Source organism: Streptomyces solitudinis (assembly GCF_036323765.1).
GTDB lineage: Bacteria > Actinomycetota > Actinomycetes > Streptomycetales > Streptomycetaceae > Streptomyces.
The window spans coordinates 261,232-284,542 of sequence record NZ_JAZDCW010000005.1; the positions used below are offsets into that span (position 1 = coordinate 261,232).

20 protein-coding genes are annotated in these 23,311 nt (G+C 75.0%); 10 read left to right on the top strand and 10 right to left on the bottom strand.

The features are described 5' to 3' along the window. The first annotated feature begins 12 nt into the window (after positions 1-12). Positions 13-1,998 carry a DNA helicase RecQ gene (gene recQ, locus V1J52_RS15270; RefSeq protein ID WP_330140336.1) on the top strand — a complete coding sequence of 662 codons (1,986 nt, stop codon included), beginning with the start codon at positions 13-15 and terminating at the stop codon, positions 1,996-1,998. Positions 1,999-2,025: 27 nt separating this feature from the next. On the opposite strand, the gene V1J52_RS15275 is transcribed toward recQ, so the two are convergent. The 10 genes from V1J52_RS15275 to V1J52_RS15320 form a co-directional block, all read right to left on the bottom strand. After that, positions 2,026-2,682: a phosphatase PAP2 family protein gene (locus V1J52_RS15275; RefSeq protein ID WP_330140337.1), complete on the bottom strand. Its 657-nt coding sequence runs from the start codon at positions 2,680-2,682 to the stop codon at positions 2,026-2,028. Continuing rightward, positions 2,679-3,908: an MAB_1171c family putative transporter gene (locus tag V1J52_RS15280; RefSeq protein WP_330140338.1), complete on the bottom strand. Its 1,230-nt coding sequence runs from the start codon at positions 3,906-3,908 to the stop codon at positions 2,679-2,681. Before V1J52_RS15280 ends, V1J52_RS15275 begins: the two co-directional genes overlap by 4 nt. Positions 3,909-3,914: 6 nt before the next feature. Further along, positions 3,915-4,469, bottom strand: coding sequence for a hypothetical protein (locus V1J52_RS15285; RefSeq protein WP_330140339.1), 555 nt, complete (start codon positions 4,467-4,469; stop codon positions 3,915-3,917). A gap of 267 nt (positions 4,470-4,736) precedes the next feature. After that, entirely contained in the window at positions 4,737-5,228 is a 492-nt protein-coding gene (locus tag V1J52_RS15290; RefSeq protein ID WP_330140340.1) for a helix-turn-helix domain-containing protein, read from the bottom strand. Between the two features lie 225 nt (positions 5,229-5,453). Then, on the bottom strand, positions 5,454-6,431 hold the full coding sequence (locus tag V1J52_RS15295) for a cytochrome c biogenesis CcdA family protein (RefSeq protein WP_443075839.1): 978 nt from the start codon (positions 6,429-6,431) through the stop codon (positions 5,454-5,456). Continuing rightward, the gene (locus V1J52_RS15300; RefSeq protein WP_330140342.1) at positions 6,431-7,180 is read right to left on the bottom strand and encodes a DsbA family protein; all 750 of its coding nucleotides are present in this window, start codon (positions 7,178-7,180) and stop codon (positions 6,431-6,433) included. Before V1J52_RS15300 ends, V1J52_RS15295 begins: the two co-directional genes overlap by 1 nt. A 167-nt stretch (positions 7,181-7,347) precedes the next feature. Continuing rightward, complete coding sequence (locus tag V1J52_RS15305) at positions 7,348-7,773, bottom strand: hypothetical protein (protein WP_330140343.1); 426 nt, start codon at positions 7,771-7,773, stop codon at positions 7,348-7,350. 289 nt (positions 7,774-8,062) lie between these two features. Continuing rightward, positions 8,063-8,272: a DUF397 domain-containing protein gene (locus V1J52_RS15310; RefSeq protein ID WP_330140344.1), complete on the bottom strand. Its 210-nt coding sequence runs from the start codon at positions 8,270-8,272 to the stop codon at positions 8,063-8,065. Positions 8,273-8,566: 294 nt separating this feature from the next. Next, entirely contained in the window at positions 8,567-9,430 is an 864-nt protein-coding gene (locus tag V1J52_RS15315) for a helix-turn-helix domain-containing protein (RefSeq protein WP_330140345.1), read from the bottom strand. A gap of 277 nt (positions 9,431-9,707) precedes the next feature. Then, positions 9,708-10,466, bottom strand: a complete 759-nt coding sequence (locus V1J52_RS15320) for a GOLPH3/VPS74 family protein (protein ID WP_330140346.1) — start codon at positions 10,464-10,466, stop codon at positions 9,708-9,710. A gap of 210 nt (positions 10,467-10,676) precedes the next feature. Between V1J52_RS15320 and V1J52_RS15325 the strand changes: the two genes are divergently transcribed. From V1J52_RS15325 to mnhG, 9 genes are all read left to right on the top strand, one after another. Then, positions 10,677-12,800: a D-alanyl-D-alanine carboxypeptidase family protein gene (locus V1J52_RS15325; RefSeq protein WP_330140347.1), complete on the top strand. Its 2,124-nt coding sequence runs from the start codon at positions 10,677-10,679 to the stop codon at positions 12,798-12,800. A gap of 97 nt (positions 12,801-12,897) precedes the next feature. Further along, positions 12,898-15,504: a bifunctional FO biosynthesis protein CofGH gene (locus tag V1J52_RS15330; RefSeq protein ID WP_330140348.1), complete on the top strand. Its 2,607-nt coding sequence runs from the start codon at positions 12,898-12,900 to the stop codon at positions 15,502-15,504. 114 nt (positions 15,505-15,618) lie between these two features. Further along, positions 15,619-16,752 (top strand): ADP-ribosylglycohydrolase family protein, encoded by a 1,134-nt coding sequence (locus V1J52_RS15335; RefSeq protein WP_443075829.1) that lies wholly within the window; start codon positions 15,619-15,621, stop codon positions 16,750-16,752. A gap of 246 nt (positions 16,753-16,998) precedes the next feature. After that, positions 16,999-19,992: a Na+/H+ antiporter subunit A gene (locus V1J52_RS15340; RefSeq protein WP_330140349.1), complete on the top strand. Its 2,994-nt coding sequence runs from the start codon at positions 16,999-17,001 to the stop codon at positions 19,990-19,992. Continuing rightward, positions 19,989-20,426, top strand: coding sequence for a Na(+)/H(+) antiporter subunit C (locus V1J52_RS15345; RefSeq protein WP_330140350.1), 438 nt, complete (start codon positions 19,989-19,991; stop codon positions 20,424-20,426). The genes V1J52_RS15340 and V1J52_RS15345 overlap by 4 nt, the downstream gene beginning before the upstream one ends. Then, the gene (locus tag V1J52_RS15350) at positions 20,423-21,958 is read left to right on the top strand and encodes a Na+/H+ antiporter subunit D (RefSeq protein ID WP_330140351.1); all 1,536 of its coding nucleotides are present in this window, start codon (positions 20,423-20,425) and stop codon (positions 21,956-21,958) included. The genes V1J52_RS15345 and V1J52_RS15350 overlap by 4 nt, the downstream gene beginning before the upstream one ends. Beyond that, positions 21,955-22,536 carry a Na+/H+ antiporter subunit E gene (locus V1J52_RS15355; RefSeq protein ID WP_330140352.1) on the top strand — a complete coding sequence of 194 codons (582 nt, stop codon included), beginning with the start codon at positions 21,955-21,957 and terminating at the stop codon, positions 22,534-22,536. The genes V1J52_RS15350 and V1J52_RS15355 overlap by 4 nt, the downstream gene beginning before the upstream one ends. Then, positions 22,533-22,799: an MrpF/PhaF family protein gene (locus V1J52_RS15360; protein WP_330140353.1), complete on the top strand. Its 267-nt coding sequence runs from the start codon at positions 22,533-22,535 to the stop codon at positions 22,797-22,799. Before V1J52_RS15355 ends, V1J52_RS15360 begins: the two co-directional genes overlap by 4 nt. Beyond that, complete coding sequence (gene mnhG / locus V1J52_RS15365; protein ID WP_330140354.1) at positions 22,796-23,206, top strand: monovalent cation/H(+) antiporter subunit G; 411 nt, start codon at positions 22,796-22,798, stop codon at positions 23,204-23,206. The genes V1J52_RS15360 and mnhG overlap by 4 nt, the downstream gene beginning before the upstream one ends. Positions 23,207-23,311: the final 105 nt, after the last annotated feature.

Below are 23,311 nucleotides of genomic sequence, written 5' to 3' on the forward strand. Positions count from 1 at the left end.
TAGCATGGGCGGATGGCCACCCCCGAGAAAGAGCCCCTGCACGTCCTGAACCGCGTCTTCGGCTATGACGCGTTCCGCGGGCCCCAGCAGGAGATCGTCGAGCACGTCGTCGCCGGCGGTGACGCGCTGGTGCTCATGCCCACCGGTGGCGGCAAGTCGCTGTGCTACCAGATCCCGGCGCTGGTGCGGGACGGGGTCGGGGTCGTCGTCTCGCCGCTCATCGCGCTCATGCAGGACCAGGTGGACGCGTTGCGGGCGCTCGGCGTCCGGGCCGGGTACCTGAACTCCACGCAGGACGCCGAGGAGCGGCGGCTGGTGGAGGCGGAGTTCGCCGCCGGGGAGCTGGACCTGCTCTACCTCGCCCCGGAGCGGCTGCGGCTGGAGTCCACGCTGCGGATGCTGGAGCGGGGCCGGGTCGCGCTGTTCGCCATCGACGAGGCGCACTGCGTCGCGCAGTGGGGGCACGACTTCCGGCCGGACTACCTGGCGCTGTCCCAGCTGCACGAGCGGTGGCCCGACGTGCCCCGCATCGCGCTGACGGCGACGGCCACCGAGGCCACGCACGCCGAGATCGCCTCCCGGCTCGCCCTGGAGGACGCCCGGCACTTCGTGGCGAGCTTCGACCGGCCCAACATCCAGTACCGGATCGTGCCCAAGGGCGAGCCGAAGAAGCAGCTCCTGGGCCTGGTGCGCGGCGAGCACGCGGGCGAGGCGGGCATCGTCTACTGCCTGTCCCGCAACTCGGTGGAGCGGACGGCCGAGTTCCTCAACCAGCAGGGCGTCGCGGCCGTCCCGTACCACGCGGGGCTGGACGCGCGGGTCCGCCAGGAGAACCAGTCACGCTTCCTGCGCGAGGACGGGCTCGTGGTGGTGGCCACCATCGCGTTCGGCATGGGCATCGACAAACCCGACGTGCGCTTCGTCGCCCACCTGGACCTGCCGAAGTCGGTGGAGGGCTACTACCAGGAGACGGGCCGCGCCGGGCGGGACGGGCTGCCGTCGACCGCGTGGCTCGCCTACGGGCTCCAGGACGTCGTCCAGCAGCGCAAGCTCATCGACACCTCCGAGGGCGACGACGCGCACCGGCGCCGCCTGGCCGCGCACCTGGACGCGATGTTCGCGCTGTGCGAGACGGTGGAGTGCCGCCGGGTGCAGCTCCTGGAGTACTTCGGGCAGCGCGGCGAGCCCTGCGGGAACTGCGACACCTGCCTGACGCCGCCGCAGTCGTGGGACGGCACGGTGCCCGCGCAGAAGGTGCTGTCGACGGTGTGGCGGTTGCAGCACGAGCGGCGGCAGAAGTTCGGCACGGGTCAGATCATCGACATCCTGCTGGGCCGCACGACGGCGAAGGTCAGCCAGTTCGGCCACGACGCGCTGAGCGTCTTCGGGGTCGGCGGCGAGCTGGCGGAGGCCGAGTGGCGGTCGGTGGTGCGGCAGCTCATCGCCCGGCGGCTGCTGGCCGTCGAGGGCGACTACGGGACGCTGGTGCTGACCGAGGCGAGCGGCGAGGTGCTGGGCGGCCGCCGCGAGGTGCCGCTGCGCCGCGACCCGGCGCGGGTGAAGGCGGCGCGGCCCGCGCGGACGGCGGGCCCCGGACGCCAGGCCGCGGCGGCCGTGGAGCTGTCGCCGGAGGCCGAGCCGGTGTTCCAGGAGCTGCGGGCCTGGCGGGCGGCGGAGGCCCGGGAGCAGGGCAAGCCGCCGTACGTGATCTTCCACGACGCGACGCTGCGGGAGATCGCGTCCCGCGCTCCGGCGAGCCTGGCGGAGCTGGGCGAGGTCAGCGGCGTCGGGGAGAACAAGCTGGCGCGGTACGGGCAGGCCATCCTCGGCCTGCTGGCGGCACCGGAAGGCTCCGCGCCGGCAGGCTCGGCGCCGGGGGCGTCCGCGCAGGCGCCCCCCGCGCCGGACGGGCCGGGTCCGCAGGCGCTGGCGTGGGGGGACGAGCCGGAGCCGGAGGAACCTGGGTGGGAGCCGGAGCCGGAGCCGGAGGACGGGTAGCCCTCCGGCGGCGGGCCGCTCGGCGCGTCAGCGCAGCAGCGCGAACGTCGTCCCGGCGACGAGCGCGCCCAGCGCGGTGCCCGCCAGGACCTGCGCGGGGGTGTGGTCCCGCAGCGCCACCCGGGACCAGCCCACCAGCGCGACGAGCGGGTAGGCGGCCAGCAGCCACGGCCCGTACGCGAGGGCGAGCAGGACGACGCTGCCGGAGGACACGGCGGCGTGCACGGACACCTTCCACGCCACCGTGATCGCCATGAGCACCGCCAGCGTGGCGACCATGGCCGCGATGAGGGCGATCATCGGACGCGGGGCGCCGAGCAGGCCCATGAGCAGCGTGCCGGTGGCGACCGAGGCGATGATGAACAGCATCACCACGAGCCGCTGCTGCCGCACGCCGAGGTGCCGGTCGGCCCAGGTGCCCCGGCGGATGCCGAAGGTGATGAACAGGACGGGCAGGACGGCCGCGAACAGCGCGCCGAACAGGCCCCAGCCGACGCCCGCGAGACCGTCCACCCGCCAGCCGACGAGCAGGGTGAGGACGACGATCCAGTTCTTGGGCTCGAACCCGTCGGTGACGAGCCGGGCGGCCCGGAGCCGCCCCGTGGGGGCGCCCCCGGACGGCGGTTCGGGAGCCCCCCGGGGAGCGGGCCCGGCGGGTCCGGCGGCTGCGGTGTCGGGTGTCACGGTGAGGTGCTCTCCTGGGGTGGGGTGCTCTCCCGGGGCCGCGGTGCGGCGGTGAACGCGCGGACGGCCGGGCGGTGCCGGGCCGTCTCCAGCGCACGGAGCCAGGCGGCTTCGGCGTCCAGGTCGCTGAGGTTCCCGAGGTCGCCTAGGTCCGCCTCGAAGGCGTCCGGACCCGCGTCCGGCCCCGCCTCCGGGCGGCGGCCGGCCGGGGCGGGCGGGTGCCCGGCCAGCTTCGCCTCGCGCGCCGCCTCCACCCAGCAGGCGTCGGCGAGCGCCCGCCGCGCGGACCCCGTCAGTCCGCTGCCCGCCGCGACGGCGTCGGCCCGTTCGTACTCCTCGGCGCCGAGGTACGGCTGGAGGGCGAGCAGGGCGTCACGGATCTCCACGACCCGGCGGTGCAGCCGCATCCGCAACTCGCCGCGGCCCAGCTCCTCGTGGAGCACCACTTCGGGGACGGCGGCCGTCAGGTGCCGCCACAGCGGGTCCAGGCGGCGCAGGTCACGCCAGTGTCCGGCGGCCCGCCACGCGACGCCCACGGCGGGCAGCGTCGTTCCGACGAGGATGAGGACGATGGCCGCGTGCTTCATGACGTCGGTGCTGTGGGTGACGCCCGGATCGGCCCCGGCCCCGACCGTCCCGGCCAGCCGCAGCACGAGGTAGACGGCCCGCACGAGCGCGTAGCCGACGCCCGCCGCGGTGCCCGCGCCCAGGAAGCACAGGCCCGCGCGCAGCCAGCCGGCGCGCGCGTGCCGGGCGGCGCTCCAGAACAGCAGCGCCGCCACGGCCATGGCCAGGCCCAGGTAGGCGTACCAGACCATGAGGTAGGCGGTCGCGGCGCCGGAGCCCGCGTTCGTCTCGAAGAACTCCTCGGCCTCCGCCGTCCTCGGCACCAGGGCGAACAGGACGGCCAGCGCGGCCCAGGTGGCTCCGGCCGCGGCGATCCGCAGCCTTCGGCCCCGGTCGCGGCCCGGCCGGGTGACGCCGAAGACGAACTCCAGCAGGGCGGCGGCCGCGGTGATGCCGATGAGGTGCTTGAGGAGGGTGGAGAGGTTGTTGACGCCCGTGCCGCCGTCGATGGCGCGCATGACCTCGGGGAGGCGCAGCGTCATGGAGACGGTGAGCGCGGCGAAGGTGAGCCACAGCGCACGCTGCCGGGGCACGCGGGCGGCGGCGGGCGCCCGCCAGAGCACCACGCACCACAGGAGGACCAGAACGGCGGTTTCCACGCGGGCCTACCAGCGCACGGGGTGCCCGAAGGCGTCGTTGAGCCGGTCGAGGACGCCGGCGGCCTCACCGGAGGTGGCCGGGGCCTCCTGGCTGAGCGCCCGGTCGCTGAGGATCGTCGCCAGCAGTTCGGCGTCGCGCTCCTGCTCGTCGGTGTAGCTGGTGCGGCCGAGGATGTGCATGAGCTGGTCGAGGTCCAGCTCGTCGTCCTCCTCCGGTTCCGCGGCGGTGGCCTCCTCCAGCAGCCGGGCGGCGTAGGCCGGGCGCTCGGCGTCCGGCGAGCCGTGCCCGAGCAGCAGGTGCGCCAGCTCGTGCAGCACGATCTGGAGCCGGTGGACGGCGCTGGTGGCGGGCTCGTAGAAGATCAGGTCGGAGGCGGCGGTGGCCACCCAGACGCCACACGGCGTGCTGCCGTCCGGGGCTCCCTCCAGGGGAACCAGTCGCAGCGGCCTGCCGCGCCGGGCGGCGATACGTCCGCACAGCGCGTCGAGGTCGAACGGCCGGGGCATGTCGAGAGCGTCAGCGACGGCCTCGCAGCGGGCACGGCGGCTCGTCTTGGTCATACGGTCTCCTTCGCCACCGCAGTTTAGGCGGCGGTGGAGTCGAACGGCCAAACTCTCCGGACCGATTTCCCGGCGCACGCGTGGCCGGTTCCGAACGGCCGGGCGGACCGCACCGGGAGCTTCCCGGCAAGCAGGGCGAACCGCCCCGCCCCTTCGGACGGTGGCCCACCGCGACGCCGGCCACCGGGACGCGCGGGGCCGGGACGAGGGGCGGGGCGGCCGGGTGCCGGGCCACTGGGGCCCGGCCCGGCGGGCGGCTCCGCCCGGTCAGGCTCGGCGGCCCGGCGGTTCCGGCAGCCCCTCCAGTCTTCGGGCCTGGTCGATCACGCCGCGGATGGCGCGCAGGCTGTCGGTGGACAGCCCGTTCATCCGCACGGCGACGTCGCGCACGTCCCCGTCGCGCAGCATGTCGGCCAGTTCGCGCTGGGCGCGGGTCAGTTCGACCCGTTCCTTCACCTTGGCGATCTTGGCGTCGACGCGGTCGGCCACGGTGTCGTCGAAGAAGTACGTGACCGGGACGCCGAAGAACCCGGCGATGACGGTCAGCGTGGACACCTTCGGATCGGTGATCTCCCCCTTGCGGATCTTCTGGATCGTCGCGTGCGAGACGGTCGGACCGGCCGGTCCGGCCTTCTTCCTGATCCCGTCGGCGATCTCCATGTAGCTGAGCGGCCCCCGGCCCGGAGGATGGATCGTGCCGATCAGATGGTCGAGCCGGTCCGCGATGGTGCGCCCGTTGCCGGGTGTCCCCCTGTCCACCCCATCACCCCTTGTCGGTCAGCGACTGCGGCTGGTCTGGTCCGCAGCCGTCGTCTCATGAAGTTTACGCGGGCGTAGCACTGGCCGCTCATCATAAATTCCGCTTGACAAACGGGGCCGCCTTCGCCGTACTCTCTCCCTGGCACGTAAAACGAAATAGACGGTACGGCGTACGGCTACGGGGGTTCGTACGGCGTACCACACGGGGGCGACGGCCCGGCGCGGTCAGCACTGACCGCGCCGGGCCGTTCGTACGTCCCGGCCCCCGCGCCGGGCGGCACGGACCGCGAACACGGCGAGGGCCGCCAGTCCGGCCGCCGCGAGCGGCAGCAGCCGGGCGTCGGACACCGCACCGCCCGCCGACCACGCCCACTGCTCCAGGCCCGCCTGCCGGTCGGCGTCCAGCAGCCCCGGCAGGGCCGAGGTGCCGCCCGAACGCAGGAAGACGACCCCGATCAGCACGAAGAACGCCCCGGAGACCAGCGACGTGCTGTGTGCGCGGAACCGGCCGATCCGCACCGGTCGGCCCCGCAGCCAGCGCCGTCGGCCCAGCTCCCACCGCTTCCACACCAGCGCCAGGCACAGCAGCGGAACCGCCATGCCCAGCGCGTACACCGCCAGCAGCAGTCCGCCGTACACGGGGGCTCCGCCCAGCGCCGAGACGGTGAGGATTCCGCCGAGGATCGGCCCGGCGCAGAACCCGGCCAGTCCGTACACCGCGCCCAGCGCCGTCACCGAGGCGTACGGGGCCACCGCCGCCGGGAGCGGGGACGGCGCGGGAACGGGGGACGGTACGGCCCCGGGGGACGGCGCGGTGGGCTGGTCATCGGGCGGCTGCGCGGCCGGGGCGGCGGGGCGCGCCGTGAGGGCGGGGCCGAGCCGGGCCGCCACCGCTCCGGCGCGGCGCGAGCCGAAGCCGAGCCCGGCGGCCTGGGCCAGTCCCAGCGCGACCATCGTCCAGCCGCCCGCCGCCACCAGGGCCTCGCGGTGGCCGACGAACAGCCGGCCCGCGTACGATCCGGCCACTCCGAGCGGCACCAGGGTCAGGCAGAGCCCGCCGTAGAAGGCGGCGGTGCGGCGCAGCAGCAGGCCGGGCGCGGCGAACGCGTACGCGAAGAAGGCGGGCAGCAGCAGCGCGCTGCACGGGCTCAGCAGCGCCAGCAGCCCGCCCAGGAAGGCCGTCAGGCAGCCGACCTCCCAGATCACTGACCGGCCGCCCGGCGCTCCTGCTCCTCCACCAGTTCGGCGAACACCTCCGTCGGCTGGGCGCCGAGCACCGGGGTGCCGTTCACCAGGAAGGCCGGGGTGCTGGAGACGCCGAGCGCGTACCCCTCGTCCATGTCGGTGCCGATGGCGGTCTCGGCGGCGTCGCTGGCCATGTCGGCGCGGAACCGCTCCAGATCCGTGACGCCCGCCTCGCGGGCCATGGCCTCGACCTTCTCCTGGGCGAAGGCTCCGCTGTTCTTGCGCCGCTCCTCGCCGTAGACGACGTCGTGGAACTCCCAGAACCGGCCCTGCCGTCCGGCGGCCCACCCCGCCCGCGCGGCCCGCTCGGACTCCTCACCGAAGATCGGGAACTGCCGCCACTCGATGCGCAGGACGCCCTCCGCCACGTACCGCTCGACCAGTTCGGGCTTGGTGTCCCGGGCGAACGTGCCGCAGAAGGGGCACTGGAAGTCGGAGTACTCGATCAGCACGACGGGCGCGTCCGGCTCGCCCAGCGCGTAGGGGTCCCCCGCCTCGCGGCGGGCGAGCGCGAGCAGCGCCTCGCGCGCCCGCGTCTCCTCGGCGGAAGCCGCCTCCTCGCTCCGTTCCCGGCCGCCACCGGACCCGCCGGAGCCGCCGCCGACCCCGGCCAGGGACAGCGAGCCGAGCACCATGGCGACGGCGAGGACGGCGACGAGCAGGATCGCGCCGAAGGTACGGGTGCGGTTCTTCTGTGATGTCTGCACTGCGGTCTCCTGAGCACGCCCGCACGGCGCGCACCGGGGCACGAGGGCCGCGGCACAGCGGCACGCGCCGGTGGGGGCGGACGGGGGCGGGGGGGTGGAGCGCACCGGTGGGGCGGACGGGCCGCACGCCGGGCACGCGGGTGGGAACGGCCGGGAGCGGACGGTTCCTAGATCCGCAGGACGGAGAGCCGCGAGAGGCCGGGCGGGCGCGCGTCGGGCGGGGCCGCGGGCGGGCGGCAGGCGGCGGGAAGCGGCCCCGCGGCGCCGGGGAGCGGGGCCGTCCCGGCCGCGGGCGACGCGGCGGCGTCCTGCCGCGGGCGCGGTACGGCGGCGGGCCGGGGCCCGGGATCGTCGCCCGAGCAGGCGGGCTCCCGTGGGCCCGGCCCCTGCGGTGCGGCGGCCGGGCCGCCCGCCGGGCCACCGCGCACGGCCACCGCCCGGGCGCCCGGTCCGGTGCCGCCCTCGGCGGCAGCGTGTGCCGCGGTGGCGGACGGGGCCGCGGTGGCCGAAGCGGGGGTCAGCAGGGCGAGCAGCAGCGCGCAGGCCCACAGGCCGACCAGCCCCGCCGCCCTGGAACCGTCGCTGCGCACCATCCGCCCAGGATACGCAGCGACGACCGCGCCGCCCGCCGCCCAGCCTGAAACGGCGGCGCGCGGCGTGTCCGTGGCGTGGCGTGTCCTGGACGGACTCCGTCCCCCTCCCCGGCGGCGCGCCGGGACGCGGCAGGCGCGTACCGGGGGGCGGTACGCGCCTGCCGGACTGCTCCGGGCGGACGGCCCCGGGCGGGCGCCAGAGCGGACCCCGGCTCCTTCCGGCCAGGACGGCGGGCCGGACGGGAGGGGACCGCTCGGGCGGTGGTGCCGGCCGCCGCCGGACCGGGTGTCAGGCCCGGTCGAACGTCCCGCCCTCCACGCCACCCACGAAGGCCGCCCACGACGCGGGGGCGACGGTGAGGGACGGGCCGGAGGGCACCTTCGAGTCGCGGACCGCGACGATCTGGCGCTCCGGGGACTGCACCTCGACGCAGGCGCCGTTGCCGCCCGAGTAGGTGGACTTCACCCAGCGCGTGGTCCTGCCCTGACGAATTGCCATGTCTGCTCCCGTCTCCCCGCCTGCCCGACGAGGGGCGTCAGAACGGGGATGTCGCGCGAGAAGCCAGTCTTCTCGCTGGCACGCGACCGACCGTACTGGGCACGCCCGGGCCGTGGCGGAAAGGTTCACTCGACCGGATGGCATATTCCAGTGACTCCTTCCACCGGGCGTCGTCGGCGTTGTATCGTTCCGCCCCGCGCTGTTTCCTACGCTTCTCGGGCGTACTTCTGAAGCCTCGCGGGCGTATTCTCGAAGCCTCGCGGGCGTACTTCTCACGCCTCGCGGGCGTACTTCTCACGCCTCGCGGGCGTACTCCTTGGCGACGCCCTGGATGAAGTCGCGGCTGTCGTCGGCGTTCAGGGCCTGGGCGCGCAGGTGCTCGTACATGACGCCGTAGCTCTGCACGTCGCCCGTCTTCTCCAGGTACAGGTCGCTCGTCACGCCCTCCAGGTAGACGACGGTCGAGTCGGCCGCGTCCGGGAACTCCAGGATCGCGTACTGGCCGTTCACGCCGGGGTGCGCGCCCATCTCGAACGGCATGACCTGCACCGTCACGTGCGGCAGCCGGGACAGCTCGCCCAGGTGCTCCAGCTGCTCGATCATCGTCTGGCGTCCGCCGACGGTGCGGCGCAGGGCGGCCTCGTCGAGCACGGCCCACAGCCGCAACGGGTCCTTGGGCGCCGAGACGCGCTGCTGGCGGCGCATGCGGACCTGTACGCGCTTCTCCACGTCGTCGGGGCTCGCCTCGGGCAGCGCGCCCGCGATGACGGCCTCGGCGTACGGCTGGGTCTGGAGCAGGCCCGGCACGATCTGCGGCTCGTAGATGCGCAGCGAGGCGGCTTCCGTCTCCAGGCCGATGTAGACGCTGTAGGGGATGTCCCCGAAGGCGTGCCACCAGCCCTGCTGCCGGGACTCCTTCGCCATCTGCATCAGGGACTCGACTATGCGCAGGTCGTCCACCGCGTAGACGCCGCACAGGTCGCGCACGTCGCGCTGGCTGATGCTGCGGCGCCCGTTCTCCAGGCGACTGATCTTGGACTGCGAGACGAGCAGCCGGTCGGCGACCTCCTCCGCCGTCATGCCTCTCTCCTCGCGGAGCTTGCGCAACTCCTGTCCCAGCCGACGCCTGCGCACGGTGGGATTGACGGTGGACGCCACGGGGCTGCACCTCCGCTGTTCAGATGGGCTGATGCTCAGCAGACTGCCACCAACGGCCCGCGCGCACCGGCGCTTCGCGAAGATTCGGCAACGGCACACACCGTCGCGCACGTGCGGGGTGGCGGAGCGGCCGGACCCCCGGCCGCTCCGCCACCCCGCACGTTCTCAGGCCCCCGGTGCGGCCCGTGCCGGTGCCCGGTGGCTGCGGGCACCGGCGTGCGGTCCGGCGCGGGCACCTGCCGCGCCCGCCCCGGACCACTCTGCGGCTCCCGGCGGACTAGCGGACGGCGACGCGGGCCATGCCCGCCCCTCGGGCCGGTTCCGTCACTCCGCCCGGGTCGGACACCGGCCGCTGGCCGCCGCGTGGTGCGGCACCGCCGCCGGCGGCGGCCGCCGGACGCCGCGGACCCGCCGCCACGCCGTTCTGCACGTCCAGCACGGCGTGGGCGACGAGGCCGCCCATCGGGTCGTGCCGGATGAGGTCGCGCAACCGGGAACGGCAGGACCGTCCTTCGTTGCCCGGGTACAGGTGCTTGCCGAGGCCGACCGCGTGGGCGAGCGCTGCGAGCGCCGCCGTCCGCGGGTCCGGCGGCACACCGGTACGGATCGCCGCGTCCAGCCGGGCCCTGATCTCCCGGCTGATGGCATTGTCCGTCGCCTGGTACCGCGTCGTCGGGAGCACTCCGCACATCTGGCCGTTGACGGCATGCACCATGCCGCAACGTTCCAGGTGTGACAGGTACGTCTGGCGGAGCCCGAGTCGGGGCCCGCCGATCCAGTGGACGGCGCGCACCGGGCTGCCGCGCCTGCGCAGCAGTTCCAGTGCGCAGTCCAGCGTTGGATCTCCCGTCGGCCGTGGCAGCACCACGGCGATACGATCCCCGTCTGGGGCTATTCGTCCGGCCAGAGCCAGCTCCACAAGCTGGGCTCCGGCGAGACCGAGGTCGAGCGACTGCGGCTGTGCCGTGGTACCCGTGGTCGGGTCCAGTGCCAGCAGCAGAAGCTCCTCCGGAATTGTTCTGCGGCTCCTGCTCATCCATGCCTCCCCGCGTGGATGAATGACAGGGTGACCCCTCTCACAATGTTCTGTCGAGAGTGCCTGACCGCTATGGACGGGAACCAGTAGGTATGTCGTACTCGTCTGCCCAGTCGGACACAGTGCCGGTGCGGGCCCCGGACAGCGGGGCTCCGGACGCACCGGACACTGTTGGTGGCACGGCGACAGCGTCAGAACTCAGGAGGCACGGTGGCGGGCGAGTCCCCCGGCAGGTCGGAACAGCAGCAGTCGTCGGGGGAGACGACGGGGGACGGCCCGGTGGTTCCCGGACGCCCCGATCGGCTGAACCCCCGGCCGCCCTCCGGCACCCCGGCGCCTGAGCCGGACGAGGCCGGTGCGGCCGATGGGCCGGGGCCGGAGGCGGCTGGTGGATCGGAGGAGGCGGACGCGTCCGGGGAGGCGGACGGCGCGGACGCCACGGACGGGGCTGAGGCGACGGACGGGGCTTCCGGGACCGGGGAGGCTGACGCCGACGCGGCGGAGACGGCGGAACCGGCCGAGACCGCGGGCGTGACGGAACCGGCGGAGACGGCGGGCGCCGACGCGGCGGAACCGGCGGGCGCCGACGGGCCTGGGGACACCGACGGACCCGGGGACACCGAGGCACCCCGGGACGCGGACGAGCCGCAGGACTCCGACGAGCCCGCGTCCGCCGACGAGCCCCGGGGAACCGGGGACGGCCCGGCCGAGGGCACCACCGTGCTGCGGACCGTCAAGGCCCCCGCGGCGAAGCCCGCGCCGGAACCCGGGCCCGCCCCGGAACCAGGTCCAGAACCGGAACCCGGGCCGGAACCCGGGCCGGAACCGGAACCCAAGCAGGAGCCCGCGCCGGAACCCGGACCCGAGGAGCCGGGCCCGGCCGGGCGGACGAGCCGGTTCGTGCCGCTCAGGCCGGACGGCGGCGACCCGCGCGTCCCGAAGAGCCCGCAGGCCCCGACGAAGCCGCAGCAGCGCACCGCCTCCGAGGGCGACTCCCGCACCGCCGAGGTGCCCGAACCGGAGCGGACCCGCCAGCAGCCGCTGCCCCCGGTGCCGGGCCAGCGTCCGCTGGACCTGCTCGCGGAGCTGACCAACAAGCCCGCCCCGCCGGAGACGCCGCTGCGCACGACGGTGCGACGGTTCAAGATCTGGACGCCGGTCGTGCTGCTCCTCGCGGTGGCCTTCGTCGTCGCGCAGTTCCTGCGTCCGCTGCCGGAGCCGTCCCTCGCGCTCACGGCCGACGCCACCCACGCGTTCGGGGGCGCGCGGCCGGACATCGCCTGGCCCGCCTCCGGCCAGGCGGCGATGGAGGTGGACGGGCTCGGCTCGTTCGGCACGTCCGGCGAGCAGAAACCCGTTCCGATCGCGAGCGTGGCGAAGACGATGACCGCCTACGTGCTGCTCAGGGAGCACCCGATGAAGCCCGGGGAGCCGGGTGCCTCGATCCCCGTGGACCAGCGGGCCGAGGAGGAAGCGGGCCTGAGCGAGCAGGGCGAGTCGACGGTGGGGGTACAGGAGGGCGAGACGCTCACCCAGGCCGAGGCGCTGGACGCACTGATGCTTGCGTCCGCGAACAACGTGGCCCGGCTCGTGGCCCGCTGGGACGCCGGGTCCGAGAAGGCGTTCGTCGAGAAGATGAACGCCGCCGCCGAGGAGCTCGGCATGGAGAACACCACTTACACCGACCCCAGCGGGCTGCTCGCCGAGACCGTCAGCACGGCGGAGGACCAGGTGAAGCTGGGCAAGGCCGTCATGGACTTCGAGGTCTTCCGCGGCGTCGTCAACAAGCCGACGTACACGGACCGCAACGGCAAGGAGCACCGCAACTGGAACTTCATCGTGACCTCCTACGGCAACGTCGGCATCAAGACGGGCACCACCACGGCCGCCGGCGGCAACTTCCTGTTCGCCGCGCACGCGGAGGCGGGCGAGACGCGGCAACTGGTCATCGGCGCGGTGCTGGGCCAGCACCAGCCGCCCATCATCGACACCGTCCTGGCCGCGGGCCGGGAGCTGATCCTCTCCGCGCAGGGCGCGCTCACCACCGAGACGGTGGTGCGCAAGGGTGACGTCGTCGGAGCCGTGGACGACGGTCTGGGCGGCCGTACGCCGGTGGTGGCCACCGAGGACGTCACGGCCGTCGGCTGGCCGGGGCTCACCGTGGAGCTGGCGCTGACCGGCGGCGGGGACGGCGTGCCGCACGAGGCGGCGGAAGGGACGGAGGTCGGGTTCCTGACGGTGGGTGAGGGGCCCGGCCAGGTGCGGGTGCCCGTCGCCCTGGGCGGGGAGCTGGCGGAGCCCGGCGCGGGAGCGCGGATCACCCGCGTCGCCTGACGCGGGCGCTCCCCCGCCGCGTCCCGCCGCCTCCCGCCGCGTCCCCCGGCGCCCGTGGGGTGCCGGGGGCGTCGGCGGGCCGTCGTACCCTCGGGTAATGAGCACAGACGCACAGGCAGCACCCGTCGGCCCGACCGGCAACGCCATGCGGCGCGCGCTGCGCCGGGCCGCGAACGGCGTCGCGCTGGACGCCTCCGAGGCCGCCGTCCTGCTCCAGGCGCGCGGGGCGGCGCTGACGGAGCTGACGGCCGTCGCCGCCCGCGTGCGTGACGCGGGCCTGGCGGCGGCCGGGCGGCCCGGGGTCGTCACGTACTCGCGGAAGGTCTTCATCCCGCTCACCCGGCTGTGCCGGGACCGCTGCCACTACTGCACGTTCGTCACCGTGCCGGGGAAGCTGCGCCGCGAGGGGCACGGCATGTACCTGTCCCCCGACGAGGTGCTGGACATCGCCCGCCGGGGCGCCGCGCTCGGCTGCAAGGAGGCGCTGTTCACCCTCGGGGACCGCCCCGAGGACCGCTGGCCCGAGGCCCGCGAGTGGCTCGACGCGCACGGCTACGACGACACGCTGGCCTACGTGCGGGCCATGGCGATCCGCGTCCTGGAGGAGACGGGCCTGCTCCCCCACCTCAACCCCGGCGTGCTGTCGTGGACGGACCTCCAGCGGCTCAAGCCCGTCGCCCCGTCCATGGGGATGATGCTGGAGACGACGGCGACGCGGCTGTGGTCGGAGCCCGGCGGCCCGCACCACGGCTCGCCCGACAAGGAACCGGCCGTGCGGCTGCGGGTGCTGGAGGACGCGGGCCGCTCCAACGTGCCGTTCACCACCGGCGTCCTCATCGGCATCGGGGAGACCTACGAGGAGCGGGCCGACGCCTTCTTCGCGCTGCGCCGCGTCCAGCGCGCCTACCACGGCGTCCAGGAAGTCATCGTGCAGAACTTCCGCGCCAAGCCGGACACGGCGATGCGCGGCATGCCGGACGCCGAGCTGGCGGAGCTGGCGGCGGCCGTGGCCGTGGCCCGGCTGGTGCTCGGCCCCGCCGCGCGCATCCAGGCGCCGCCGAACCTGGTCGACGCGGAGTACGCGATGCTGATCGGCGCGGGGATCGACGACTGGGGCGGCGTCTCGCCGCTGACTCCCGACCACGTCAACCCCGAGCGCCCGTGGCCGCACCTCGACGAGCTGGCCGCGCGCACCGCGGACGCCGGTTTCACGTTGCGCGAACGGCTCACGGTGTACCCGGAGTTCCTCCAGCGCGGCGAGCCGTGGCTGGACCCGCGCCTGCTGCCGCACGTGCGGGCGCTGGCCGATCCGGACACCGGTCTGGCCCGGCCGGACGCCGTCCTGACGGGCCGCCCGTGGCAGGAGCCGGACGAGCCGTTCGCCGCGTCCGGGCGCACCGACCTGCATCGCACGATCGACACCGCCGGGCGCACCGCCGACCGGCGCGACGACTTCGACGAGGTGTACGGCGACTGGGAGTCCCTGCGCGAGCGGGCCGCCCCCGGCATGGCGCCGCAGCGGATCGACGGCGACGTGCGCGCGGCGCTCTCCCAGGCCGCCGACGACCCCACCCGCCTCACCGACGAGCAGGCCCTCGCACTGCTCCACGCCGACGGGCCGGCCCTGGACGCGCTGTGCCGCACGGCCGACGCCCTGCGCCGCGACGTCGTCGGGGACGACGTGACGTACATCGTCACGCGGAACATCAACTTCACCAACGTCTGCTACACCGGCTGCCGGTTCTGCGCGTTCGCGCAGCGCCGCACCGACGCCGACGCCTACACGCTGTCGCTGTCCCAGGTGGCCGACCGCGCGCAGCAGGCGTGGGACGTGGGCGCCGTCGAGGTGTGCATGCAGGGCGGCATCCACCCGGACCTGCCCGGCACCGCCTACTTCGACATCGCCCGCGCGGTGAAGGAGCGGGTGCCGGGCATGCACGTGCACGCCTTCTCCCCCATGGAGGTCGTCAACGGGGCGTCGCGCACGGGGCTGTCCGTCCACGACTGGCTGGCGGCGGCGCAGGAGGCGGGGCTCGACTCGATCCCCGGCACGGCGGCGGAGATCCTGGACGACGAGGTGCGCTGGGTGCTCACCAAGGGCAAGCTGCCGACGGCCACCTGGATCGACGTCGTCAGCACGGCGCACCGGCTCGGCCTGCGGTCGTCGTCCACGATGATGTACGGGCACGTGGACCAGCCCCGGCACTGGCTCGGCCACCTGCGCACCCTGGCCCGCGTCCAGCAGGCCGCGCGCGCCCACGGCGCCGAGGGGTTCACCGAGTTCGTCACGCTGCCGTTCATCCACACCAACGCCCCCGTCTACCTGGCCGGGATCGCCCGCCCGGGGCCCACGGACCGGGACAACCGCGTGGTGACGGCGATGGCGCGCCTGCTCCTGCACCCGCACATCACCAACATCCAGACGAGCTGGGTCAAGCTGGGCGCGGAGGGGGCGGCGGAGATGCTGCGCAGCGGCGCGAACGACCTGGGCGGCACGCTGATGGAGGAGACGATCTCCCGGATGGCGGGCAGCTCCTACGGCTCCTACCGGTCGGTGCGGGACCTTGTGGCGATCGCGGAGTCCGCGGGCCGTCCGGCCCGGCCCCGCACCACCACCTACGGCGCGGTGCCCGCCGAGCGCGCCGCCGCCGCGGCGGCCTCCGACGGGCACCTCCCCGAGCTGCTGCCCGTCCTCAGCGACTGAACCCCGGGGTGCGGGGCCCGCCCGCGGGACGGGTCCCGCGGCCCCGGGCGGCGTTCACGGGTGTCCATTACAGTGCTGGGGCAGTCGGAGGGCGGCCACGGGTGAGGGGGCTCGGTGAACGGTGTGGAGCGGACCGGCGGGACGGCCGTGTGGGGGCGGGCCGAGCAGCAGACCTTCCGCAGCCGGGTGCGCGGCTGCCTGATCGGCGGTGCCATCGGTGACGCCCTCGGCGCCGGGATCGAGTTCGAGTCGCTCGCCGAAATCCGCCAGGCGCACGGGCCGCAGGGCGTGGGCGACTACGTCCCCGCCTACGGGCGGCGCGGCGCCGTCACCGACGACACGCAGATGACACTGTTCACCATGGACGGGCTCATCCGGGCGCACGTGCGGCGCGACACCGGCGCCTGGCACCCGCCGACGGACGTGCACGCCGCCTACCGGCGGTGGGCCGCCACCCAGCGGGACTGGGGGCCGGACGAGCGCAAGCGGGAGGACGGCTGGCTGGCCCGCGAGGAGTGGCTGTACGCGCGGCGCGCCCCGGGCAACGCGTGCCTGACGGGGCTCGCGGACGACCGGATGGGGACGCTGGAGGCGCCGAAGAACCCGGAGTCCAAGGGGTGCGGGACCGTCATGCGGTCGGCGCCGTTCGGGCTGCTGGTGGGCTGGGAGCCGCAGCTCGTGTTCCAGCTCGCCGTGGAGTGCGCGGCCCAGACCCACGGCCATCCCACCGGGTACCTGGCCGCCGGGGCGTTCGCCGTCATCGTGCACGCCGTGACGCGCGGCGACTCGCTGGACTCGGCCGTGCAGCAGGCGCTGGCGCAGCTCGTCGCGCGTCCCGGGCACGAGGAGACCAGCGACGCGCTGAAGCAGGCGCTGGGCGCGGTGCGGCAGGGGCTGCCGAGCGCCGAGCGGGTGGAGTCGCTGGGCGGCGGCTGGGTGGCCGAGGAGGCGCTGGCCATCGGGGTGTACTGCGCCCTCGTCGCGGAGGACGTCCGGCACGGACTGCTGCTGGCCGTCAACCACGGCGGCGACTCCGACTCGACGGGCTCCATATGCGGCAACCTGCTCGGCGCGCTGCACGGCGAGACGGCGCTGCCGCCCGGCTGGGTGGTGGAGCTGGAGGGCCGGGCCACGATCCTCCAGCTCGCCGACGACTTCGCCATGGAGATGACCCAGGGTCCGGCCCTGCACAGCCCGGCCACCCCCACCGGTTCCCCCGGCTGGCTCCAGCGCTACCCCCGCGCCTGACCCACCCTCCCCCGGGCCGCCCCGGCGGCGGGAGCGCGGGCGTGCTGACGGCGCGTCCGCCCCCGACGCTGCCGTTCGCCCTGCTGCTGACGGCGCGCCACGGCGTCGGCACCCGCGCCGGCGGGCGAATGGAGTAACGCGGGGACGCACTCCGTTACGTTCGCGCCGGGCGGGGCACACGTTGGCTGCGCGCGCGTTCCCGGCGGGCGCTGACCCGTGGCCCAGGGCCGGAAGGAGCGCGACGGTTTGCTGATCCTCGTCGCCCTCCACCTCGGCGTCGCCGCCGTCCTGCCCCCGCTGGCGCGCCGCGTCGGACGGGCGGTGTGGGCGGTGGCCGCCCTGGTGCCCCTGGCCGCGCTCGGCTGGGCGCTGACGCACACCGGGGCGGTGCTGGACGGGCGCCCGGTGGAGCAGAGCCTCGCGTGGGCCCCGGCGCTCGGACTGACCCTGGACGTGCGGCTGGACGCGCTCGCGCTGCTCATGGTGGGCGTCGTCACCGGGATCGGCGCGCTCGTGCTCCTGTACAGCGCGTACTACGGGGAGCACGCCGGGCCGCGTGAGACGGGGCGGGACGCCGGACTGCTGCTGGCCTTCGCCGGGGTGATGCTGGGCCTGGTCGTCTCGGACCACCTCTTTTTGCTGTACGCCTTCTGGGAGCTGACCACCATCGCGTCGTTCCTGCTCATCGCGGGGCGCGACGGCGCGCGGGAGCGGCGCAGGGCCGCGGAGCAGGCGCTGCTGACGACGGTGGCGGGCGGCCTGGTGATGCTGCTGGGCTTCGTGATGCTGGGCGAGGCGGCGGGCACCTACCGCGTCTCGGAGATCCTCGCCGATCCGCCACGCGGCGGCCTGGTGCCGGTGGCACTGGTGCTCGTCCTGCTCGGCGCCTTCGCCAAGTCGGCGCAGTTCCCGCTGCACGCCTGGCTCCCGGCGGCGATGGTCGCGCCCACCCCGGTGAGCGCCTACCTGCACGCCGCCGCGATGGTGAAGGCCGGGGTGTACCTCGTGGCGCGGCTGGCGCCGGGCTTCGCGGAGGTGGACCCCTGGCGTCCGCTGGTGCTGACGGTGGGTCTGCTGACGATGGTGCTCGGCGCGTGGCGCGCCCTGCGCGAGACCGACCTCAAGCGGCTGCTGGCGTTCGGGACCATCAGCGAGCTGGGCATGCTGACGGCGCTGCTCGGCGCGGGCACCCGGATCGCCGCGCTGGCCGGGGCGGCGACGCTGCTGGCGCACGCCCTGTTCAAGTCGAGCCTGTTCATGGTGGTCGGCGTCGTGGACCACCAGGCCGGTACGCGGGACCTGCGGGAGCTGTCGCGGCTGGGCGCCGCGCTGCCCGCCCTGTTCACCGTCGCCGCGCTGTCCGTCGCCTCCATGGCCAAACTGCCGCCGTTCGTGGGCTTCCTCGGCGAGGACGCCGCCTTCGAGGCGCTGCTGCACGACGACATCACCGGACACGGCTGGGCGCTGGCCGCTCTCGCGGTGGGCTCGGTGCTGACCGTCGCCTACACGGCCCGGTACCTGTGGGGGGCGTTCGCCGGGAAGCCGGGGACGGCGGCGACGGAGGCCGCCCGTCCCAAGGCCGCCTTCGTGGCGCCCGCGGCGGTGACGGCGGTGCTCGGGCTGGCGGCCGGGCTGTGGTACTCCGGCACCGGCACGCTGACGGCCGCCTACGCCGACGTCTTCCCGGCCGCCCCCGGGGGGTCCCCCTACGAGCTGAAGCTGTGGCACGGGGCGACCCCGGCGCTGGGGCTGGCGGTGGTCACGCTGCTGGCCGGTCTCGCCCTGCACGCGGCCCGCCGCCCGGTGGGGCGGTTCGCGGAGCGGCTGCCGCGGCTGCCCGACGCCGAGCGCGGCTACGGCAACGCCGTGCGCGGCCTGTACCGGGCGGCCGTGGGTTTCACCCGCCGCACCCAGGTGGGGTCGCTGCCGCTGTACCTGACGATCGCGCTGGTGACCGTCGTGGCGCTGCCGGGCACCGCGCTGCTGCTGTCACCGCCCCCGCTGGACGGCATCCCCACCTGGTGGTCCCCGATGGAGATCCCCCTGGGGCTGGCGGTGCTGACCGCCGCCGCGGCGCTGACGGTGATCCGGCACCGCCTCGCCGCCGTGCTGCTGACCGGTGCGATCGGCTACGGCGTCGCCGGGCTGTTCGTCGTGCAGGGCGCGCCGGACCTGGCGCTCACCCAGTTCCTGGTGGAGACGCTGACCCTGGTCGTCGTCGTCCTGGTGCTGCGCCGCCTGCCGTCCCGCTTCACGCCGGGCGGGCAGCCCCGGGTGGGGCGCTGGGTGCGGGCGGCGGTCGCGGTCGCGGCCGGCACCTTCGTCGCGGTGTTCGCCGTCGTCGCCACGGAGGCCCGGCAGGGCCCCGCCATCTCGACGGAGTACCTGCGCCGGGTGGGTGAGACGGGCGGCGAGAACGTCGTCAACGCGATCATCGTGGACTTCCGTGCCCTGGACACCCTCGGCGAGATCTCCGTGCTGCTGGTGACGGCGATCGGCGTGGCGAGCCTGGTGAAGGTGTGGCGGGGGGCGGCCGTCGAGCCCGCCTCGGCGCCGCCGGAGACGGGCCCGGACGAGGCGCCGCCGCCGCGCCGGGTGCCCGGGGAGGGGCGGGCGCGGTCCGCCGCCCGCTGGGACGAACCGGCCGAGCGCTGGCTGCCGGGCGCGCACGCGCGGCCCGGCGCGGAGCGGTCGGTGCTGATGGAGGTCGTCACCCGGCTGCTGTTCCCGTCGATCATGGTGCTCTCCCTGTTCCTCCTCTTCTCCGGGCACTACCGGCCCGGCGGCGGCTTCGCGGGCGGGCTGGTTGCGGGACAGGCGTTCGTGCTGCGCTACCTGGTGGGCGGCCGGACGGACCTGGGGCGCGCCGCGCCGGTCAGGCCGGCGGTGCTGGCGGGCGGCGGACTGGTCGTCGCGGCGGCGGCGGGCGCGGGGCCGCTGGCCTTCGGGGAGCCGCCGCTGACCGGTTCCACCTGGGAGGTGCACCTGCCGCTGCTGGGCGCCGTGCACTCGTCCACCAGCCTGTACTTCGACGTCGGGGTGTACCTGCTGGTCATCGGCGTGATCCTCAAGCTGCTGGCCGCCTCCGGCACGTCCCTGAGCCAGGACGAGGACGCCGGGAAGACGGGAAGCCCGCAGACACCGGAAGGGGAAACCGGGGAGCAGGAGGCCGGGGGCCGGGAGACCGGCGTCCAGGACACCGACGGCCGCCGGACCGGCCCGCTGGGGGGAACGCCGTGAAGACGCTCGACCTGACCATGGCCCTCGTCGTCGGCGGTGTGTTCGCCGTCGGCGTCTACCTGCTGACGCAGCGCTCCCTCATGCGCGGCCTGCTCGGCTTCATCGTGCTGGGCCACGGCGTGAACCTGCTCCTGCTGGTGGCCGGGGGCCCGCCCGGCGAGCCGCCGCTCGTGAGCGACGGCGGCAAGGGCGGGGTGGAGGACTACGCCGATCCGCTGCCGCAGGCGATGGCGCTCACGGCCATCGTCATCACCTTCGGCGTGACGACGTTCCTGCTGGCGCTGGCCTACCGGGCCTGGCGGCTGTCGGGGCACGACGAGGTGCGGGACGACCCGGAGGACCGCCGCATCGGCACCGTCAGCGAACGCGCCGACGCCGAACCGGCCCCGGAGCCGGCCGCGGACTCCCGCGCTCCCGGGGAGGGCGCCCCGTGAACGCGCTCGTGAGCCTTCCCGTCCTGCTCCCCGTGCTCGCCGCCGGACTGTCGCTGGCGCTGGCGCGGTACACCTTCGCCCAGCGCCTGGTGACGGTCACCGTGCTGTCCGGGGTGCTGGCCATGGCGGTGGCGCTGCTGCTGGCCGTCGAGCGGGACGGCCCGGCCGTCGTGCACGTCGGCGGCTGGCCGCCGCCCATCGGCATCGTCCTCGTGGCGGACCTGCTGTCGGCGCTGCTGCTGACCATCGCCGTGCTGGTGGCCCTCGCCGTGCTGCTGTTCTCCATCGGGCAGAACGACGCCGACCGCGCCGAGGGCGCCGCGTTCCCCTTCCACCCGGCGTACCTGCTGCTGGTCGCCGGCGTGGCGCTGGCGTTCCTCGCCGGAGACCTGTTCAACCTGTACGTCGCCTTCGAGCTGCTGCTGGCGTCCTCGTACGTGCTCATCACGCTCAACTCGGGCGAGAAGCGGGTGCGGGCCGGGATGACGTACGTGATGACGAGCCTGACCTCCTCGCTGCTGTTCCTGACCGCCATCGGTCTCGTCTACGCGGCGACCGGCACGGTCACGCTCGCCGAGCTGGCCGAGCGGACGGCCGCGCTGGACGACGGGCTGCGCACCGCGCTCAGTCTGCTGCTGCTGCTCGTCTTCGGGCTCAAGGCCGCCGTCGTGCCCCTGCACTTCTGGCTGCCGGACAGCTATCCGACCGCGCCCGCGCCGATCACGGCCGTCTTCGCGGCGCTGCTCACGAAGGTCGGCGTCTACGCGATGGTGCGCACCCAGACGCTGCTGTTCCCGCGCGAGGACGCGTGGTGGGTGGGCGCGGTCATCGCCGCCGTCACCATGCTCGTCGGCATCCTGGGCGCCGTGGCGCAGGACGACATCAACCGGCTGCTGTCCTTCGTGCTGGTCAGCCACGTGGGGTTCATGCTGTTCGGCCTCGCGCTGTTCGACGTGGACGGGCTGTCCGGCACGATCCTCTACATCGTCCACCACATCACCGTGCAGGCCACCCTCTTCCTGGTGGCCGGGCTCGTGGTCAGCGCGACGGGCACGGCGGCGCTGTCCCGCATGGAGCGCGGCGGCACCGGCCGGGGGCCGCGCCCGGCCGTCGCGGTGCTGTTCGGGCTGGGCGCGCTGAGCCTGGCCGGCATCCCGCCGCTGTCCGGGTTCATCGCCAAGTTCGCGCTGCTGCGGGCGGCCGTCGGCCAGGGCGGCGCGGCGGCGTACCTGCTGAGCGCGGCGGCGCTGGTCACCAGTCTGCTGACCCTGTACGCCATGGTGCGGATCTGGCGGGCGGCCTTCGCCGGGCCGGCCGCCGGGCACGACGCGCCGGACGGGCGGCGCGGGCAGCAGCGTCAGCGGCGGCGCAGCTCGACGCTGACGGTGGCCGCCTGCGTGGGCATGGTGGTGACCGGCCTGTCGCTGGCCGCCGGGGCCGGGCCGCTCTCCCAGCTCAGCGAGCGGGCCGCGGACGGGCTGGTGCGGACCGACGACTACCGCCGTGCCGTGTTCGAGGGAGGCCACCGGTGAGCGCCGTACGCGAGGAACGCCGTCCGCTGCCGCGCCGCCTGCTGCGCAGGCTGCCGGTCGTGCTCTGGCTGTGGCTGCTGTGGGTGCTGCTGTGGAGCACCCCGACGGCGCTGGTGGTGACGGGCGGTCTGCTGGTGGCCGTCGGCGTCGTCGCCGCCTTCCCGATGCCGGAGGTCTCCCGGCAGGCCGCGGTGCGGCCGCTGCAGCTGCTGCGGCTGACCGTCCTGCTCTTCGCCGAGCTGGTGGGGTCGGCCGTCTCCATCGCCTGGGCGGCGGTGCGGCACGGGCCGCGGGTGCGGGCGGCCGTCGTCGAGATACCGCTGACCGCGGACAGCGACCTGCTCGTCACCGGCACCGCCCTGCTCACCACGATGACGCCGGGCAGCCTCGTGCTGGAGATCGACCGGCCGCGCAGGCTGCTGTACGTGCACGTCCTTCCGGTGAACGGCCAGGAGGAGGTCGAGGCCGAACGGCGGCGGCTGCACCGCGCCGAGGCCAAGGTGTGGCACGCCCTCGCCCGCGAACCGGCGCGGCGGGACGGGAACCGGGAAGGGGAAGGGGAAGGGGAGGACACGTGAGCGTGGTCTACACGGTGGTGCTGGTGATGCTCTCGGTGGCAGGCGCGCTGACGGTCGTGCGCCTGGTGCGCGGGCCGAACGTGCTAGACCGGATCGTCGCACTCGACGTCATCGTGACGCTGCTGGTCGCCGGGATCGCGGTCGGCGTCGCCACCAGCGGCCAGGGCTCGGCCGTGCCCGTGCTGATCGTCCTCGCCCTGCTCGGCTTCGTCGGCTCGGTGACGGCGGCGCATCTGGTCGAGGAGCGGGAGGGCATGCGGTGAGCACCGTGCTCGACGTGGTCTCCGCCGTCGCGCTGCTGGTGGGCGCGGCGTTCTGCCTGCTCGCCGCCGTCGGTCTGCACCGCTTCCCGGACGTGGTGTGCCGGCTGCACGCCGCCGCGAAGGCCCAGACGCTCGGGGTGCTGCTCATCCTGCTGGGCACCGCCGCGCAGGCGCCCGCCAAGTACGCCGTCCCGCTCGTGCTGGTCGCCCTGTTCCAGCTCGTGACGGTGCCGGTGACGGGGCAGATCGTCGGCCGCACCGCGTTCCGCACCGGGGCCGTGCACCGGCCCGGACTCGTCCGCGACGAGCTGGGCGAACGGCTGGAGTCCGACCCCCGGGAGGGCGGCGGTCCAAGGGACGCGGACGCCGGGACCGGGTACGCGCAGGACGGCGGCGCGCGGGGCTGACGCGGTGCCGGGCCGGGGCCCGGCCGCCGCACGGCCGCCGCACAGCCGTCACCGGCGGGTGCGGCGGGGTTTCCCCGGCCGTCGCCGGGGCGTAGAACCGTGTGA